Source organism: Acutalibacter sp. LFL-21 (assembly GCF_025630755.1).
Lineage (GTDB): Bacteria > Bacillota > Clostridia > Oscillospirales > Acutalibacteraceae > Acutalibacter > Acutalibacter stercoravium.
Genome location: NZ_JAOTNT010000011.1, coordinates 59,133 through 75,004 on the forward strand (window position 1 = coordinate 59,133; position 15,872 = coordinate 75,004).

At 61.1% G+C, this 15,872-nt stretch carries 15 protein-coding genes; 7 read left to right on the forward strand and 8 right to left on the reverse strand.

Features of this window, described 5'->3' with window-relative positions; genetic code table 11:
- Positions 1-12: 12 nt before the first annotated feature.
- From rapZ to pfkA, 6 genes are all read left to right on the forward strand, one after another.
- Positions 13-873, forward strand: a complete 861-nt coding sequence (gene rapZ, locus ODJ80_RS12110) for an RNase adapter RapZ (RefSeq protein WP_263042303.1) — start codon at positions 13-15, stop codon at positions 871-873.
- Between the two features lie 30 nt (positions 874-903).
- Positions 904-1,458, forward strand: coding sequence for a zeta toxin family protein (locus ODJ80_RS12115; RefSeq protein ID WP_263042304.1), 555 nt, complete (start codon positions 904-906; stop codon positions 1,456-1,458).
- A gap of 33 nt (positions 1,459-1,491) precedes the next feature.
- Positions 1,492-2,427 (forward strand): DNA-binding protein WhiA, encoded by a 936-nt coding sequence (whiA, locus tag ODJ80_RS12120; RefSeq protein ID WP_263042305.1) that lies wholly within the window; start codon positions 1,492-1,494, stop codon positions 2,425-2,427.
- A gap of 28 nt (positions 2,428-2,455) precedes the next feature.
- Positions 2,456-3,010 carry a hypothetical protein gene (locus tag ODJ80_RS12125; protein WP_178864765.1) on the forward strand — a complete coding sequence of 185 codons (555 nt, stop codon included), beginning with the start codon at positions 2,456-2,458 and terminating at the stop codon, positions 3,008-3,010.
- A gap of 18 nt (positions 3,011-3,028) precedes the next feature.
- Complete coding sequence (locus ODJ80_RS12130; protein ID WP_263042306.1) at positions 3,029-6,523, forward strand: DNA polymerase III subunit alpha; 3,495 nt, start codon at positions 3,029-3,031, stop codon at positions 6,521-6,523.
- Between the two features lie 130 nt (positions 6,524-6,653).
- Positions 6,654-7,622, forward strand: a complete 969-nt coding sequence (gene pfkA, locus ODJ80_RS12135; RefSeq protein ID WP_178864767.1) for a 6-phosphofructokinase — start codon at positions 6,654-6,656, stop codon at positions 7,620-7,622.
- A 67-nt stretch (positions 7,623-7,689) separates the two neighbouring features.
- On the opposite strand, the gene ODJ80_RS12140 is transcribed toward pfkA, so the two are convergent.
- On the reverse strand, positions 7,690-8,085 hold the full coding sequence (locus ODJ80_RS12140; RefSeq protein WP_178864768.1) for a BlaI/MecI/CopY family transcriptional regulator: 396 nt from the start codon (positions 8,083-8,085) through the stop codon (positions 7,690-7,692).
- A gap of 288 nt (positions 8,086-8,373) precedes the next feature.
- Between ODJ80_RS12140 and ODJ80_RS12145 the strand changes: the two genes are divergently transcribed.
- Positions 8,374-8,586, forward strand: a complete 213-nt coding sequence (locus ODJ80_RS12145; RefSeq protein WP_178864769.1) for a zinc ribbon domain-containing protein — start codon at positions 8,374-8,376, stop codon at positions 8,584-8,586.
- Positions 8,587-8,831: 245 nt separating this feature from the next.
- Here ODJ80_RS12145 and sfsA read toward each other — a convergent pair whose 3' ends face one another.
- The 7 genes from sfsA to ODJ80_RS12180 form a co-directional block, all read right to left on the reverse strand.
- Positions 8,832-9,512 (reverse strand): DNA/RNA nuclease SfsA, encoded by a 681-nt coding sequence (sfsA, locus tag ODJ80_RS12150; RefSeq protein WP_263042307.1) that lies wholly within the window; start codon positions 9,510-9,512, stop codon positions 8,832-8,834.
- A gap of 60 nt (positions 9,513-9,572) precedes the next feature.
- On the reverse strand, positions 9,573-10,847 hold the full coding sequence (locus ODJ80_RS12155; RefSeq protein ID WP_263042308.1) for an MFS transporter: 1,275 nt from the start codon (positions 10,845-10,847) through the stop codon (positions 9,573-9,575).
- A gap of 111 nt (positions 10,848-10,958) precedes the next feature.
- Entirely contained in the window at positions 10,959-11,309 is a 351-nt protein-coding gene (locus ODJ80_RS12160) for a DUF2200 domain-containing protein (protein WP_263042309.1), read from the reverse strand.
- Positions 11,310-11,333: 24 nt separating this feature from the next.
- On the reverse strand, positions 11,334-11,729 hold the full coding sequence (locus ODJ80_RS12165; RefSeq protein ID WP_263042310.1) for a TIGR04076 family protein: 396 nt from the start codon (positions 11,727-11,729) through the stop codon (positions 11,334-11,336).
- Positions 11,730-11,920: 191 nt separating this feature from the next.
- Positions 11,921-13,456: a sucrose phosphorylase gene (gene gtfA, locus ODJ80_RS12170; protein WP_442863923.1), complete on the reverse strand. Its 1,536-nt coding sequence runs from the start codon at positions 13,454-13,456 to the stop codon at positions 11,921-11,923.
- A 5-nt stretch (positions 13,457-13,461) separates the two neighbouring features.
- Positions 13,462-14,418 carry an adenylylsulfate kinase gene (locus ODJ80_RS12175; RefSeq protein ID WP_178864774.1) on the reverse strand — a complete coding sequence of 319 codons (957 nt, stop codon included), beginning with the start codon at positions 14,416-14,418 and terminating at the stop codon, positions 13,462-13,464.
- A 108-nt stretch (positions 14,419-14,526) separates the two neighbouring features.
- On the reverse strand, positions 14,527-15,624 hold the full coding sequence (locus ODJ80_RS12180; protein WP_263042311.1) for an SGNH/GDSL hydrolase family protein: 1,098 nt from the start codon (positions 15,622-15,624) through the stop codon (positions 14,527-14,529).
- Positions 15,625-15,872: the final 248 nt, after the last annotated feature.

The window sequence follows — 15,872 nt, forward strand, 5'->3', positions numbered from 1 at the left end:
GGGGGAACCGATATGGAATTTGTCATTGTAACTGGCCTTTCCGGCGCGGGGAAGACCCGGGCCATGCACGCTATGGAGGACATCGGCTTTTTCTGCGTGGACAATCTGCCGCCGGCGCTGATCCCCGTGTTCTACGACATGTGCATCCAGTCCGAAGGGGTGCGCAACCGGGCGGCCGTGGTGACGGACACCCGGGGTGGGGAGCTGTTCAAGTCCTTCTTCACGGCGCTGGAGTCTTTGAAGCGGGACAAAAAACCCTATAAGATCCTGTTTTTGGACTCCTCGGACAGCGTGCTGGTCAACCGCTTCCAGGAGACCCGCCGCAAGCACCCCCTGGCCGACGAGATGGGCGGCGCCCTGGAGCAGGCCGTTAAGCTGGAGCGGGAGATGCTCAAGCCGGTGAAAGAGTGCTCCGACTACGTCATCGACACCTCCCTGGTGTCCCCGGCCCAGCTGAAGGCCCGCATCAGCGAGCTGTTCCTCTCCAGCGCCCAGGACTCCCTGTCTGTGCACTGCATCAGCTTTGGCTTCAAGTTCGGCATCCCGATGGAGGCGGACCTGGTCTTTGACGTGCGCTGCTTGCCCAACCCCTTCTACGACGAGACACTGCGGCCCCTGACGGGCTTGGACGCCCCTGTGCGGGACTACGTTATGGAGAAGGAGGAGACACAGGGCTTTGTCAGCCGCTTCACGGACTTGATCGACTACTTACTGCCCCTGTACTCCAAGGAGGGCAAGAGCCAGCTGGTCATCGCCGTGGGCTGCACCGGCGGGCATCACCGGTCCGTGGCCCTGGCCCAGTACATGTGCGACCACCTGACAGAACAGGGCGTGAAGGCCAGCGTGACCCACCGGGATATGCAGAAGTTCTAAAGAGAGCGCTGTGGCAGAAGGAAGAGAGATATGAAACTGTACACCATCATCGGCGGGGTGAACGGCTGCGGCAAGTCCAGCCTGACCGGAGCCTTGAAGGCCGAGCGCTCCGACCTGGGGCTGCTTATCGACGTGGACAAGCTGGCGGCCCAGTTGGGCAGCCCTGTGGAGGGCGGGAAAGCCGCTGTCCGCAAAATTGATGAGTGCTTGGAGAAGGGCATCAGCTTCACCCAGGAAACCACCCTGTCCGGCGCGAGGACGGAACGCACCATCCGCCGGGCCAAGGAACGGGGGTACACCATCCGCCTGTATTACATCGGCCTGGACACGATGGAGGAAAGCCTGGGGCGCATTGCCAACCGGGTGGCCAAGGGCGGCCACGACATCCCCAAGGAGGACGTGGAGCGCCGCTTTCAAAGCCGCTTTACGGACGTGCTGCGGGTTCTCCCTTATTGCGATGAGGCCCGTTTTTTCGACAACGACAACGGCTTTGTAGAGGTGGCGGAGTACCGCAACGGGGAGTTGATTCCCAGAGTTTCCAACCCGCCCCGCTGGCTTTTGGAGCTGATGGGGAGGGTGGACTGACCGGATCGATCATTCTGGAAAGGAGGGGGCGCCGTGTCCTTTTCATCCGACATCAAGACCGAGCTGTGCAAGGTGGAGTTCAAGCGGGAGTGCTGCCTGCGGGCAGAGTGCTATGGGGCATGGCTGTTCTCCCGGTGCTTTACGCTGAAGGAGGCCGCCTTCGTCACGGAGAACGGCGCCGTGGCCCGCCGGCTTTTGGAGCTGGCCGCCGCGGGAGCCGGGATCTCTGGGGAGCTGACGTTTGGGGTCAGCCGGCGGCGGAAGCCCGCCTACCGGGTCAGCCTGCCGGACGGGGGTTCCCGCCTGGCCCTGCTGGAGGAGTTCGGCCACACAGGGCAGGAGACCAGCCTGCGCCTAAACCGGGCCAACCTGGAAAACAGCTGCTGCGCGGCGGCGTTTCTGCGGGGGGCGTTCCTCACCTGCGGCACCGCTACGGACCCCCGCAAGGAGTACCACCTGGAGTTTGCCGTGCCCTATAAAAACCTGGCAAACGACCTGTACACCCTGCTCTGCGAAGTGGAGGCCTTTCCCCTTTCCCCCTCTGTGGCGGGGCGAAAAGGGGGATATGTGGTCTACTTGAAGGGGAGCGGCCCCATCGAGGACCTGCTCACCTACCTGGGGGCGCCGGCTGCCGCCATGGAGCTGATGCAGGTGAAAATGTATAAAGAAGTCAAGAACGATATCAACCGCAAGACCAATTTTGAGACCGCCAATATGGACAAGACCTACTCCGCCTCGGCCCGGCAGGTGGCGGCCATCGCCGCCATCAGCGACACCCGGGGGCTGCAGAGCCTGCCTGAGGAGCTGCAGGAGCTGGCCCAGCTGCGGCTGGACCACCCGGACATGACCCTGCGGGAGCTGGGGGCCCGGCTGGGCCTCACCCGCAGCGGCGTGAACCACCGACTCCAGCGCATTTTGCAGCTGGGAGAACGGATTTTGGAAGAGCGGGGCATCGACAGCCTGCTGTGAGAAACAAACTGCGAAAGGGGGAACTGGATTGGCGTTGAAGGACTCGCTGCGCAAGCGGGTGGATGGCATGAAAGTGGAGGGCGGCTGGCGCATGAAGCTGGCGGTCTACGGCGGAGCCGTGCTGATGGTGGGATTGATTCTGCTGACCATGTACCTGCTGGTGGGGCGCATTGGAAGCGGCCCGCCGGAGGTGGGCACCGTCACGCTGCAAAGCGGCGGCGTGGAGACCGCCCCCCTGGAGAACCAGATCTACACCACCTCCAAGGGCCAGCGGACCGAGGGGCGGCGCCTGGTCCCCAGCGAGGTGGGGGACAGCGCCCCCACCATCGTGTTCGGCCACAGCACCTCCATCCTGTTCGAGGGCCGCTCGGAGAACGGGGGATTCTCCTTCACCATCTACGACGGGGAGGGGCGGGTCTACACAGAGACCTCAAGCACCTTTCAGTGCCCCCAGGAGCCGGGCACCTATCTGGTTTGCGAGGAGTGCTATTGGGGCACCTCTCAGGAGAACATCGGCATGGAGTACTATTTCTGGATGGAAGTGACGGAGGACTACCTGGCCTCTATAGAGAGCTCGGACTGAGGGAGAAAGGAGCGGCCTATGGCCTTTGCCCACCTGCATGTACACACGGAATACAGCCTGCTCGACGGCGCCTGCCGCATGGAGAGGCTTTTGGACGCCGCCAAGGAAATGGGCCAAACGGCGGTGGCCATCACCGACCACGGCTGTATGTACGGCGTGGTCGAATTTTATAAGGCGGCAAAAAAGCGGGGCATCCAGCCCATTTTGGGCTGCGAGGTGTATGTGGCCCGGCGCACCCGGTTTGACAAGGTCCACGAGCTGGACGGGGAGAACCGCCACCTGGTGCTGCTCTGCGAGAACGAGACCGGCTACCACAACCTGCTGGCCCTGGTCTCCAAGGCCTGGGTGGAGGGCTTTTACAGCAAGCCCCGGGTGGACCTGGACCTGCTGCGGGAGCACCACGAGGGGCTTATCGCCCTTTCCGCCTGCCTGGCGGGGGAGATCCCCCGGGCCCTGACCCGGGGGGACTATGAGGGGGCCCGGGAGGCCGCCCTGCGGTATGAGGGGATCTTTGGCCGGGGCAATTTTTACCTGGAGCTTCAGGACCACGGCATGGCCGAGCAAAAGCGCATCAACCCCCAGCTCATCCGCCTTTCCCGGGAGACGGGCATCCCCCTGGTGGCGACCAACGACTGCCACTACATCGCCCCCGAGGACAGCCGGATGCACCGCGTGCTGCTGTGCATCCAGACGGGGCGCACCATAGAGGACGAAAACGCCATGGAGTTCGGCAGCGAGGAGTTCTACTTCAAGAGCGAGGAGGAGATGCGCGCCCTCTTCCCCGATGTGCCCGAGGCCGCCGACAACACGGTGAAGATCGCCCAGCGCTGCCAGGTGGAGCTGGAGTTTGGCAAGACCAAGCTGCCCGCCTTCTTCACCCCGGACGGCAGCGATAACCTGGAATTTTTCCGCCGCCTGTGCCAGGAGGGCCTGATCCGCCGGTATGGGGAGGACCCTCCCCAGGAGTACCGGGACCGGCTGGAGTATGAGATCCGCGTGATCTCCCAGATGGGGTATGTGAACTACTACCTCATCGTCTGGGACTTTATCCGCTATGCCAGAAGCGTGGGCATCCCTGTGGGCCCGGGGCGCGGCTCTGGGGCGGGGAGCCTGGCGGCCTACTGCGTGGGCATCACCAATGTGGACCCCATGCGCTATGACCTGCTGTTCGAGCGCTTTTTGAACCCCGAGCGGGTGAGCATGCCCGACTTTGACATCGACTTCAGCGACGAGCGCCGGGACGAGATCATCGGCTATGTGGTGGACAAGTACGGCGCGGACCATGTGGCCCAGATTGTCACCTTTGGCACTATGGCCGCCCGGGGCGCCCTGCGGGACGTGGGCAGGGCGCTGAACATCCCCTACAACAAGGTGGACCAGGTGGCCAAGCTGGTGCCCCTGTCTTTGGGGATGACGTTGGACACAGCCATGAAGCAGTCCAAAGAGCTGCGGGAGAAGGTGGAGGCCGACCCCCAGGTGAAGGAGCTTTGGGACATGGCCCGCAAGGTGGAGGGCATGCCCCGCCACGCCTCTACCCACGCGGCGGGGGTGGTCATCACCGACAAGCCGGTGATGGACTATGTGCCCCTCTCTAAAAATGACGACGCGGTGGTCACCCAGTACACCATGACCGCCATTGAGGAGCTGGGCCTGCTGAAGATGGACTTTCTGGGCCTGCGGAACCTCTCTGTCATCGACCATGCGGAGAAGCTGGTGCGCCGCCGGGAAGCGGGCTTTTCCATAGAAGCCGCCCCAGAGGACGACGGGGCGGTGTTCCACATGCTTTCAGAGGGCCATTCGGAGGGGGTGTTCCAGCTGGAGTCCCCGGGGATGAAGCGGCTGCTGGTCCAGGCCCAGCCCGCCTGCGTGGAGGACTTGATTGCCATTATCTCCCTGTACCGTCCCGGCCCCATGCAGTTTATTCCCCAGTATTTGGAGAGCCGGAAAAACCCGGAGTCCGTCCACTACCGCCATCCCTTGCTGCGGCCCATTTTAGAGCCCACCGGCGGCTGCATCATCTACCAGGAGCAGGTGATGCAGATTTTCCGGGACCTGGCGGGCTACTCCCTGGGCAGGGCGGACATTGTCCGGCGGGCCATGGCTAAGAAAAAGCACGATGTGTTGGAGCGGGAGCGGGAGGTGTTCCTACACGGCCAGCAGCGGGAGGACGGCACCTGGGAGGTGGACGGCTGCCTGCGCCGGGGCGTGGACCGGCAGACCGCCCTGGAGCTGTTTAAAGAGATTGAGAGCTTTGCCTCTTACGCCTTCAACAAGCCCCACGCCGCGGGCTACGCGGTGGTGGCCTATCAGACGGCCTATCTGAAATGCCATTACCCCTGCGAATATATGGCGGCGCTGCTTTCCAGCGTGCTGGGCCAGACCGGCAAGGTGGCGGAGTACATTGAAGAGTGCGGCCGCCTGGGCATCTCGGTGCTGCCGCCCCACGTCAATTACAGCGACACGGGCTTTACGGTGGTGGGCAAGAGCATCCGCTTTGGCCTGCTGGCGGTGAAGAACCTGGGCCGGAACGTCATTGCCCGCATGGTGGCGGAGCGCCGGGCCGCGGGGGAGTTCACCTCCTTTTACAACTTCTGCAAGCGCATGGCGGGGCGGGACCTGAACCGCCGGGCCATAGAGAGCCTGGTCAAATGCGGCGCCCTGGACGGCCTGGGCAACAACCGCCGGGAGATGCTCCTTGCCGTGGAGCGTGTGCTGGACTCCTTAGAGGCGGACAAGCGCCGGAACGTAGAGGGGCAGATGGGCTTTTTTGACGCTCCGGGCTCCGCGCAGGGCGGGGAACCCCTGCTGGAAAAAACAGAGGATTTTTCCGCCGCGGACAAGCTGAACATGGAGAAGGAGGTCACGGGCATGTACTTGTCCGGCCACCCCATGGCGGCTTACGCGGGGCTCTATCAGGAGGGGGGCTACGCCCGGATGGACGAGATCCTGCAAAGCGCGGGAGAGCGGGAGACCGGCCGTTATCAGGACGGGCAGTGGGTCACCCTGCTGGGCATGGTGGTGGGCGTGCGGAAAAAAGCCACCAAAAACAACGCCCAGATGGCCTTTGTCTCTCTGGAGGACATGTACGGGGCTATAACGGCCCTGGTGTTCCCCAAGGTGCTGGAGCAATATGGCAGCCTGCTGTACGAGGGGGCTGTGGTGGAGGTGCAGGGGAAGCTCAGTTTCACCGAGGACAAGGCCCCCGAGCTGGTGTGCCAAAGCCTGGGCAAGCCCGCGGACCCGGTCTCTGTGAAGGCGCCGGCAGGCAAGCCGGTGCGGCCGGGCCTTTATCTGCGGCTGTCTTCCCAGCGGGACCCACGCTATGACAAGGCCATGCGGTATATTGCCGTGTTTGACGGGGGCGCCACAGACTTGTACCTGACCTTTCAGGACACGGGCAAGCTGCTGCGGGCTCCGGCCAAATTCCGGGTGGAGATCAACCGTCCGCTGCTGCGGGCCCTGAAAGAGCTGCTGGGCGCGGAGAATGTGGCCTATTACGGCCCCAAGCCGTGAGAAAAGCGGCCTTTCTATGTAAAATTTTGGCGGAGCCACTTGATAAATTCCCTGCCTTTGGTATAATAATAACGATAACGTCAGAAGTATGGGCAATGAGCCCGATTTCAAATACTTGGAGGAATCGACAATGGGTGCGAAAACGATTGCAGTATTGACCAGCGGCGGCGATGCCCCCGGCATGAACGCCGCGGTGCGCGCAGTGGTGCGTTCTGGCCTGAGCTTTGGCATGAAGGTCTATGGCGTGATGCGCGGCTACAATGGCCTGCTCAATGGGGATTTGAAGGAAATGAACATGCGCAGCGTGTCCGACATCATGCAGCATGGCGGCACGGCCCTGTTCACCGCCCGCAGCCCCGAGTTCAACACCCCCGAAGGCGTGCAGAAGGCCGCCAACATGTGCCGCGAAAAGGGCATTGACGGCGTGGTGGTGATTGGCGGCGACGGCTCTTTCCGCGGAGCCCGGGACCTGACCGGCGCGGGCATTCCCTGCATCGGCGTGCCCGGCACCATTGACAACGACATTGCCTGCACGGATTACACCATTGGATATGACACGGCCCTGAACACGGCTATGGAGATGATCGACCGGATTCGCGATACCACCGAGTCCCACGACCGGTGCAGCGTGGTGGAGGTTATGGGCCGCCGCTGCGGCGACATCGCCCTGAACACCGGCGTGGCCGTGGGCGCGCTGACCACCCTGGTGCCGGAGATCCCCTACGATTTCCAGAAGGACGTTCTGGACCGGATCCGCCTGGCCCAGTCCACGGGCAAGCGCCATTACATCATTGTGGTGGCAGAGGGCGTGGGCCACACCCAGGAGCTGGCCGAGCGCATTCAGAAGGAAACCGGCATTGAGAGCCGGGCAACTATTTTGGGCCATGTGCAGCGGGGCGGCGCCCCCACCCTGCGGGACCGTGTGGTGGCCAGCCGGATGGGATATCACGCTGTGGAGCTGCTGCAAAACGGCCTGGGCAACCGCGTGGTCGCCATGAAGGGCGAGCAGATTGTGGACTTTGATATCACCGAGGCCCTGGATATGCCCCGCACCTTTGATGAGAAGATGTACCGGGTTTCCGCCATCCTGTCCATCTAAGAATAGAAAGAAAATGAAAACCCCCGGCGGGCGTGTGCCTGCTGGGGGTTTTCGTTTGGGAGAGACGTCAGCCCAACTGCTGTTTCCGCTGATCCAAAAGCTGGGCCAGCTGGTCCAACAGCTTCTGGTCATCAATGTCTTCCACGAGAGCGGAGATCAGGCGGAAGGCGGACTGTTCGCTGAATGTGGAGCTGTGCTTTAGCTGCAGGATGGCATATTCATCGGCAGTCAGAGTAGGGGTAAAAGTGCGGGCATAGTTCTTGGTGCTCTGGATAAAGCCGGCCACCTCGATGGCGCCCTTATCCAGCATGGAGTTGAGAAGGATGTGAATAGAAGCTGGTTTCCAGCTGCGGTCCGGCGTAAGGTCGATAATTTCCGAACGGGAAAGGGGACGCCCCTCCTTCCACATCAGATCCATAATCTCGCTTTCACTTTTTGTAAGCCTGAAATATGCTTGTTTCATTATACGCCTCCCATATTCAAAAGATGCCTGCGGTCACGGTCCCGTCTCTTTATGTCTATCATAGGAGAAAAGAATGGAAAAGTCAATAAAAACTCCCTGTATTTTTTTTGAAAATAATAATATGGCGATTCCTGTTTTCTTCCGTTCATGTAAATTTATAAAAAATGATTCCCGGTGCTGGGTATTTTGACGGAGAAGGGCTGGGAGCCTTAAGATTCCTGTAAGAAAAAATCCCTTCTTTCTGAAAGGGATTTCCAGTATGATATGTGGGAAAGGATGGGATATTCCATGGAAAAGATGCAGTATGTGTGCCCTAAGTGCGGATGCACGCAGTATGAAAGCGACCAGTTTCAAGCCACGGGCGGCAATTTTGCCAAGCTCTTCGACGTGCAGAACAAGAAGTTCATCACGGTGAGCTGTACCAACTGCGGCTATACCGAGCTCTATAAAGCCCAGAGTTCCGACGGCTGGAACGTGCTGGACTTCCTGGTTGGGAACTAAGCGTGAGGGGCCGGCGCGCTGTTTCCGCTGGCGCGCAGCGGCATGGGCGGGCCGGGGCAGGACCCGCCCCCAGGCGGGCTGCTAAACCAGAGCGCCGGGGCTGCCGTGCCCTGGGCTGTGCAGCCGGAAACCCTCCGTCCCCAGAAGGACCACATTCCGCAAACGGTGGATGAGCCCAGCTGTCTTGCCTGGTAGGAATGTGAAAGGAAACAGCCGCTGTGATGCTTCCACAGCGGCTGTTTGTTTTACCCATTTAGGCGGAGGGCCACCGGGGCTCCCGGTGTAAGGGAGGAGGGGGTCACATGGCAGTCCACTGCCTCTACCCGCACGCCTTGGGCGGCGGCCTCTTCCAGAGCTTGGGCGAACTCTGGATGGGTGCGGCGGTTGGGGGTGAAATAGCGGATGCCCTCCATCTGGATGACGAACAGCACGCAGGCCCGGAAGCCCTCCTCTTGGCAGCGGACCAGCTCCCACAGGTGTTTGACCCCCCGCTGGGTGGGGGCGTCCGGGAAGAGGGCCACCCCATCCTCCTCCAGGGTGACGCCCTTCACCTCCATGAACCACCGTTCCCCCGCGGCTTCGATAAAGAAGTCGAACCGGGAGCTGCCCCAGGCGCGTTCCCGCCGGTAGGAGGTGAGGCCCGGGAACAGTTGGGGCAGGTACTCCTCTGCCACCCGGTTGGGGGCTTGGCTGTCCATATTGATGAGAAGCCGGCCCTTTTCCACTGCTACAAGGTCATATTTTGTCTTGCGGCTGGGGTTGGCGCTTTCCTCCAGATAGACCGTGGCGCCGGGGACAAGCAGCTCCCGGCAGCGGCCGGTGTTTTTCACATGGCACACCTGCAGGCCCGCCGCGGTCTCTACATGGGCGATAAACCGGTTGGGACGGGCCAGGAATTTGCCGGGGATGATGGTTTCATACGTCATGGGGATTTCCTTTCGCGGGCTTGAGAGATCGAGCCGCGCCAAAACAGGCAGACTGTGCGCTCAGGCGTTTTCTTCCCGCACTTGGGGCTCTTGGATGCGGCTTACGATCAGCATTGCCGTTACAAACAGAAGGAGGGTAAAGACAAAGGGCAGGCGGCGGTCTATGCTGGAGAGCCACCCGGCCAGGTACCCAAAGGGGGAGGAGAGGGCGATGGTAGAGGCCATAATTAGGGCGTTCAAGCGGGCCCGCTCCTGGGGGTTGATGTTGAGCTGAAGCAGCGCGTCCTTGCGGGGATTTACCAGGGCGGCGGCCACAGCCGCGGCGAACACATACAGCAGCACAAAGCCCAGGCTGTCGGCAGGGGAGAAGATGAGGGCCAGGGCGGCCACCGCGTACAGCGCCAGGCCCAGCCACAGCGGCGCGCGGAATTTTGTGGCGCTCAGGCGGTGCTGAATGCCCACCATAAAGACCAGCATAACCGCCGCGTTCAAAATGGGGAACAGGGCCAGAAAGTTTTCCGAAAGCCCCAGGCGCTGGGTCACATACAGGCTGAAAAAGTTGGTGCTCACCATATTGGTGATGTACAGGATGACCGAGATGGCCACCGCCTTGAGCACTGCCCTGTCCCGCAGCAGGCGGGGGATCAGGTGCCGGTATTCTCCCAGCATGTGGAACACGGACGTGCCCTTCGTCTCAGAGCGGCGGATCTGCCCCTGCTTGGTTTCCCGGCAGAACTTAAAGGTGATAAAGGTTTTGGTGGCCATGGTCAGCGCAAAGAGAAGGTACAGCACCCGCACCACCGGCACCACTGAATAGGAGCTTACGAACAGGCCGGAAAGAGGGGCGAAAAAGATGGCCACCAGCCCGCCAATGTTGACCCAGGTGTAAATGCCCACCAAATCCTTGGGCTGGGCGTCTTCAATCAGCAGGCAGTACCACGCCGTCTGGTTGATCTGCTCGAAGCAGTTGAGAATGGCCGCGGCCAGGAACAGCCAGAAATTGTTGGAAACACACCACACCAGGCAGGCCAGCGACCAGCCAAAGAAATCCCCCATCATGGTGGTGAATTTCCGCCCCAGCTTGTCCGCCAGAATTCCGGCGAAAAAGGAGAAAAACACCTGGATGACCATGGTGATGGAGAGGATGAGGCCGATCTGCACGTCTGTGACGCCCTGCGTGTACATATACAGCGTGGCGAAGGGCGAGATGAGGTTGTAGGGGATCCCCCACAGGGGCTCGATGAGCACCAATGTCCGCGGATTTCCCTTGTTGCGGGCCAGCACCTGAATGAGCGGGTGCTGCCGCAGCCTGCTCGCTTTTGCTTTCAAATTCATAGACGATCTCCCCGCTTTTTCTGATATCCCGCCTATTCTATCACACTCCTGAAAAAACGGGAAGGGCTTTTCTCAGAATTTTTACCTTTGCCCTCCGGCGGGAAGCGGGGCCTATTTCCGCAGTACCTTCTCCATGGGCTTGCCCTTGGCCAGCTCGTCCACCAGCTTGTCCAAAATGCGGATTTCCCGCATGAGGGGATCGGCGATGGACTCCACGCGCACCCCGCACACGGACCCGGTGACCTTTTCCCGATTGGGATGGGGGGAGGGGGCCTGGCGGAAGAAGTCCCCATAGGGGATGCCGCTTTCCAGCAGGGCGGCCAGCTGTTCCTGGCTGTAACCCGTCAGCCAGCAGATGACTTGGTCCACCTCTGCCCGGGTGCGGCCCTTTTTCTCCGCCTTGGCCACCAGCAGGGGGTAGACTTTCTGCAGGTTCATCTGAAAGACCTTTTCGTTAGACATGGCAGTTCCTCCCAAGCGGCGGCTTCAATCCTCATAGTCGATGCGCTCAATCTGGAAGACCACCGGCCGGGTCCCGTCAGAGCAGCAGGCGATCATGGTGTTTTCCTCCTTCATCCACCCCTGCATGATGGAGCCGCCCTGCAAGCCCGTGTAAATGTACCGGGCGATGGCGTCCCAGGCCTCTGAGCAGAACGGCAGCTGGGGGCCGCCTGCCACAGTGTTTGGGTCCCCTTTGGTGCGGACCAGGGTGTTCACGCCCATGTGCCAGAAATCGTCCCGGCTGCCGTCGCGGTAAAACTCGAAAACATCCCCTTCGTGATAGCGGGGGCATGGCCCCGCATGGGGATCGGCGCAGTGGGCCTGCTGCAGTTCGGGGTACAGGTTTTTCTTCAAGACGGTGACGCGTACCTTGTGTTTCATAGAGAAATCCTCCTGTCATTTGCGGATGGTTTCTGTGGGGCCCTTGGTTCTGAGGCAATCATACCACAGCCGGAGGGCAGGCGCAATGGAAAGGGCGCCCTTCTGGAAAAGAAAGGCCGCTGCGCCGCCTTTCCGGTGCAGCCAAAAGGGGCCCTCCCGCGGGAAGGCCCCTTCTGTATTCGAAAGAGAAGTTACTGTTTCATGCTGTACACTTCTTTGCCAGTGGCCTCATCCACCACCGTGAGAGTGAAGGAAGCGTCCGCCAGATCGGCCTTGAGAGCGGCGATCTGCCCGCCCTTTTCCCAGGCCATGGTCAGGGTGGAACCCTCTGCCTTCACCGTGATGGCGGCGCCCTCCTGGAACACGGGGCAGTCCGCCCGCAGTTTCAGCAGCTCCAGCTGGCGCTGGACCACCGGCTTCTCCAGGGCGGCGGCCATGGCCTCCTTGGAGAGGTTGGTGCGGTTGATCTCCTTGTGGCCGCCGGCCCCGGCCCGCTCCATAGCGGCGTAGTCGTTCTTCCCGGCGAACAGGTCCAAATACCACACCTGGGGCTTGCCGGGCATGAACAGCTGCAGGGCCCGGGCCAGCAGCATCCTCCGGTCATCCTCGCCCAGGGCGCTGTAATAGGTGGCGTTCACCTGGTAGTACACGTTCTTGGCGCCGTGCAGGTCCTTTACAAAGCCGCCCCGCTTCACCAGGGTGTCGATCAAACTCTGGATGCGCTCTTCTGGCAGCAGGCCCTTCAGGTCCAGCACGGGGATGCCGTCATGGCAGCCCAGCATGTTCACGGTCTTCATGCCGCTTTGCAGGATCTCATTGGCCCAGGCGGCCAGCTTTTCGCCGGACTTCTGCTCGAAAGCGTCCAACACCAGGCCCGGCAGGAAGAAGTCATAGACCATGTACCCCTTCTGGGCGATGATCTTGTAGGTGCCCTCCTCATAGCTGGCGTGGATCTCCGGCAGCAGGGCCACGCCGTAGGGCTGGGCCATGCCGGTGATCTGCTGCAGGAAGTCCCAGGTGCCGGGGTCGTTGAGGAAGTTCTTGGCCCCTACTTCCTTGGGCGCGTAGGCGAAGGCGTCCAGCCGGACGATCTTGGCGCCATAGCCTGCCAGGGCGGCCAAAGTCTGCTGGTAGAAATCCAGCACCTGGGGGGACTTGATGTTCAGGTCCATCTGGCCCAGATAGTGTTTCTTGCCGTTCTCGTCCACGTCCACCTGCTGGTAGAAGGTGTTCCAATAGGGGCGCTTGGTGCCGTCGGCGAACTCCACCACCAGCACGGGCAGGCCGGGCTTGCGGAAGAACATGTCCTTGATGTACTCCTGCCGGGGGACCAGGACGCCGTTTTCGTCCAAGTCGCCGCAGCCTTCCCAGAACTTGTTCCAGTCGATGAAGAAATCCTTATAGGCAGAGGCGTCTCCCTTTTCCACCAGGTCCTGGAACTGAGGGGATTGGACGGACAGGTGGTTCAGGATGAAGTCCAGCTTCAGGTCGATGCCCATGGACTGGAGCGCTTCCAGGTCCTCCTCTTTGGCGATGACCCCGTTGATGCCGTAGTCGATGACGGAGAAGCCCCGGTCTAAGTCGGTGTTGAACAGGCTGGGCAGGATATAGAAGGAGGAGAAGGCCCCCTTCACCTCTTTTTCCTGGAGAAAGGCCACCGCGTCGGAAAGGGTGCCCCCCAGGCTGTCAGGATAGGCGTTGAGCATGGGTCCCAGATTGATCTTCACAGCAGTCACCTCCCAGCAGCCATCTGCTGCTTGTATTGGTCGTAGGTCAGCAGCTCGCAGGATTTGGAGACGATGATTTTGGCAGACTGGGCCCGGGCCTCCAGCTTGGCCTGCTCCAGCTCGATGACCATGGTGATAAAGGCGGTATCCGCATTGGCGTTGCGGCCCCGGGCCAAGCGGTACTCCCGGGTCTCGGCCGGGGTGCTGGAGAGCAGAATGGGCACGTCCACGCCCGCGAACTTTCCAGAGATGCCGTGGGTCCACTCCAACACCAGCACGGAGATCTGGGAGAAGTCCTTCTCATCGTACCACAGGTCCGTGTCCTCGTTGCCCAAGCGGCGCAGCCAGATCTTTTCCTGCCCGGCCTTAAACTGGGCAAGCACGCTTTCCAGCTTGGCGTAGTTTTGCTCCAGCTCGGTGCCCAGATAGCCGCTCAGGGCCTCTCGCCCGGCGGACTGATAGGCGGCCAGCCAGGGGTATTCCTCCCGCTTTTTGGGCTCGGAGTCCAGGTCCGCCAGCTGCAGCTCCTTCAGGATGGCAGCGTTTTCTGGATTGTACACCCCCTGGGCCAGCATCCCTTCCACGCCGCCCATGCGGAAAATGCGCATGCGCTCCGCGTCGTTCTGCACGGGGATGCGCCAAGGATAGTTGTCCCCGGACAGGGTGTAGGCGCCGATGCCCAGCTCCTTGAGGTAATAGGTGAACAGGGCGGAGACACAGGTTTTCATCACGCCGCTGCCGCCAGTGACGGCGATTACGGCTTTGTGGGCGGGATTTGCCTTTAGGGCTTCTTGCAGCATGGGCAGCGCGGCCCGGAACGCCACGTTGGCCTTTTCAATGGATTGAGGGCCGATCCAGACCTTGTCGCCGGGCATGTCCCCCTGGGGGATGTCCTCGGGCACCTGGGGCGGCTGCCAGCTGGCCTGGGCCTGGGCAATTGCTTGCAACACGTCAATGGACATAACTATCTGCCTCCCAAAGTAATTTATACTCATTTTAACATGATTTTGCACTTGTTTCAACAAAAAATCTTGTAAATCCCCCGGGTCTTTCCGTCTTTATTTTGTCAATTAGGCGCCACAGCCCTCTCCCAGCAGGGGGCGCAGCCTGGCCGCCAGTTCCCTTCCAAGGCGCAGGTGGGTTTTCATAGAGGGGTGGGAAATGGCGCCCCAGCCCTCGGTTTCCAGGTTCACGCCGATCAGCTTAAAGCACTTCACCCGCTGGTCGCCGGTGTCCCGCTTGTATTCCTCCACCACGGTCTTGATGTTGTCATAGAGGTAGTATTCCAGAGGGCCCAGGGTGCAGAAGATTTGCGCCCGCGGCCCGTTTAAGCGCCGCACCTGCTCCAAAAAGGCGCGGTACCGCTGGGAAAACCAGAGCTCCTCTTCGCCGGCGGCGCCAAGGTCGCTGTAAAAGCGGACAGGGTTCACATCGTTGGTGCCCAGGTTGATCACCACCGCGTCCTTGGGATGGCTGGAAAACTGCCAAAGCTCCGGCTCCCGCTCCAACCTCTGCGCGCCCAGCAGGTCTGTATAGGGGTATACTTCCTCCATGGAAGGGAAGGAGTCCTTGGGGTATTTGGGCTTTGCCACGGAAATTCCCGATACGCTGACCATGCTGAACTCGGCGTTTAGCTCTCTGGCCGCCCTGGCCGCCCAGGTGTCCCAGCCATTTTCCTCCCCTGTGTCAAAGAGGGAGTCCCGGTGGGGCGCCTCGTTGCCGAAGCCGCAGGTGATGGAATCGCCGATAAACTCCATGGAGAGCCGCCTTTTGGGGGCCTTGGCGGGAAGAAGCTGCCCGCCGGCCTCCAGGCACAGCAGGGCGGTCCTTCCGAATTGGTTCTCCGAAAGCTTTGTCAGCCGCAGGGTGTGGGTTCCCTCCTCCCCCGAGAAGAGGGTGTACCACAGGGGGCCGCCGGTGCAGCGAAAGCGCTGGGAGAGCTCTCCGTTCTCGTCAGCCACTCCCAGGCAGGGATAGGCCACCGGGCCGTCGGACTCCTTCCCGTCCCCGATGGCGAGGATTTTGGCGCGAAGGGTTTTGCCGGTAAAGGTGATGGTAAACCCGGAACAGGTCCAGTTGAACCACAGGGCCCCTATGGAGGGGTCGAACCAGGTGCGGCCGTGGGGGTGGAGGAAAGGGGAAAGCTGATGGGCGGAATATGGGGTCACGGGGAAAGCCTCCTTTGTTGTGATGTTTCCAGTATACCATATCTTTCTCCAGAACAGAAGCGCGGGATTGCGCCGGGGGCGCTTCTGTGGTATACTCCTTTTGAAAAAGGGCCTCCCGCGGGAGGCCCTTTCAGCCTGTAGAAAAACCTGCTCCGGCAATTAAGCCAGAGCAGGTTTTTTGCTTGGAAACGAAAGCGGAAACGGAAAAAGCATCAAAACAACAGCTACACTTTTCCCCCATCCTGTTC

Excerpts from the sequence above, each read along its gene's own strand:
- ODJ80_RS12130 (WP_263042306.1), top strand. The coding sequence starts at position 3,029 with ATGGCCTTTGCCCACCTGCATGTACACACGGAATACAGCCTGCTCGAC.
- ODJ80_RS12175 (WP_178864774.1), bottom strand. The coding sequence starts at position 14,418 with ATGTCCATTGACGTGTTGCAAGCAATTGCCCAGGCCCAGGCCAGCTGG.
- pfkA (WP_178864767.1), top strand. The coding sequence starts at position 6,654 with ATGGGTGCGAAAACGATTGCAGTATTGACCAGCGGCGGCGATGCCCCC.
- ODJ80_RS12155 (WP_263042308.1), bottom strand. The coding sequence starts at position 10,847 with ATGAATTTGAAAGCAAAAGCGAGCAGGCTGCGGCAGCACCCGCTCATT.
- rapZ (WP_263042303.1), top strand. The coding sequence starts at position 13 with ATGGAATTTGTCATTGTAACTGGCCTTTCCGGCGCGGGGAAGACCCGG.
- ODJ80_RS12160 (WP_263042309.1), bottom strand. The coding sequence starts at position 11,309 with ATGTCTAACGAAAAGGTCTTTCAGATGAACCTGCAGAAAGTCTACCCC.
- ODJ80_RS12165 (WP_263042310.1), bottom strand. The coding sequence starts at position 11,729 with ATGAAACACAAGGTACGCGTCACCGTCTTGAAGAAAAACCTGTACCCC.
- ODJ80_RS12140 (WP_178864768.1), bottom strand. The coding sequence starts at position 8,085 with ATGAAACAAGCATATTTCAGGCTTACAAAAAGTGAAAGCGAGATTATG.
- ODJ80_RS12115 (WP_263042304.1), top strand. The coding sequence starts at position 904 with ATGAAACTGTACACCATCATCGGCGGGGTGAACGGCTGCGGCAAGTCC.
- sfsA (WP_263042307.1), bottom strand. The coding sequence starts at position 9,512 with ATGACGTATGAAACCATCATCCCCGGCAAATTCCTGGCCCGTCCCAAC.
- ODJ80_RS12145 (WP_178864769.1), top strand. The coding sequence starts at position 8,374 with ATGGAAAAGATGCAGTATGTGTGCCCTAAGTGCGGATGCACGCAGTAT.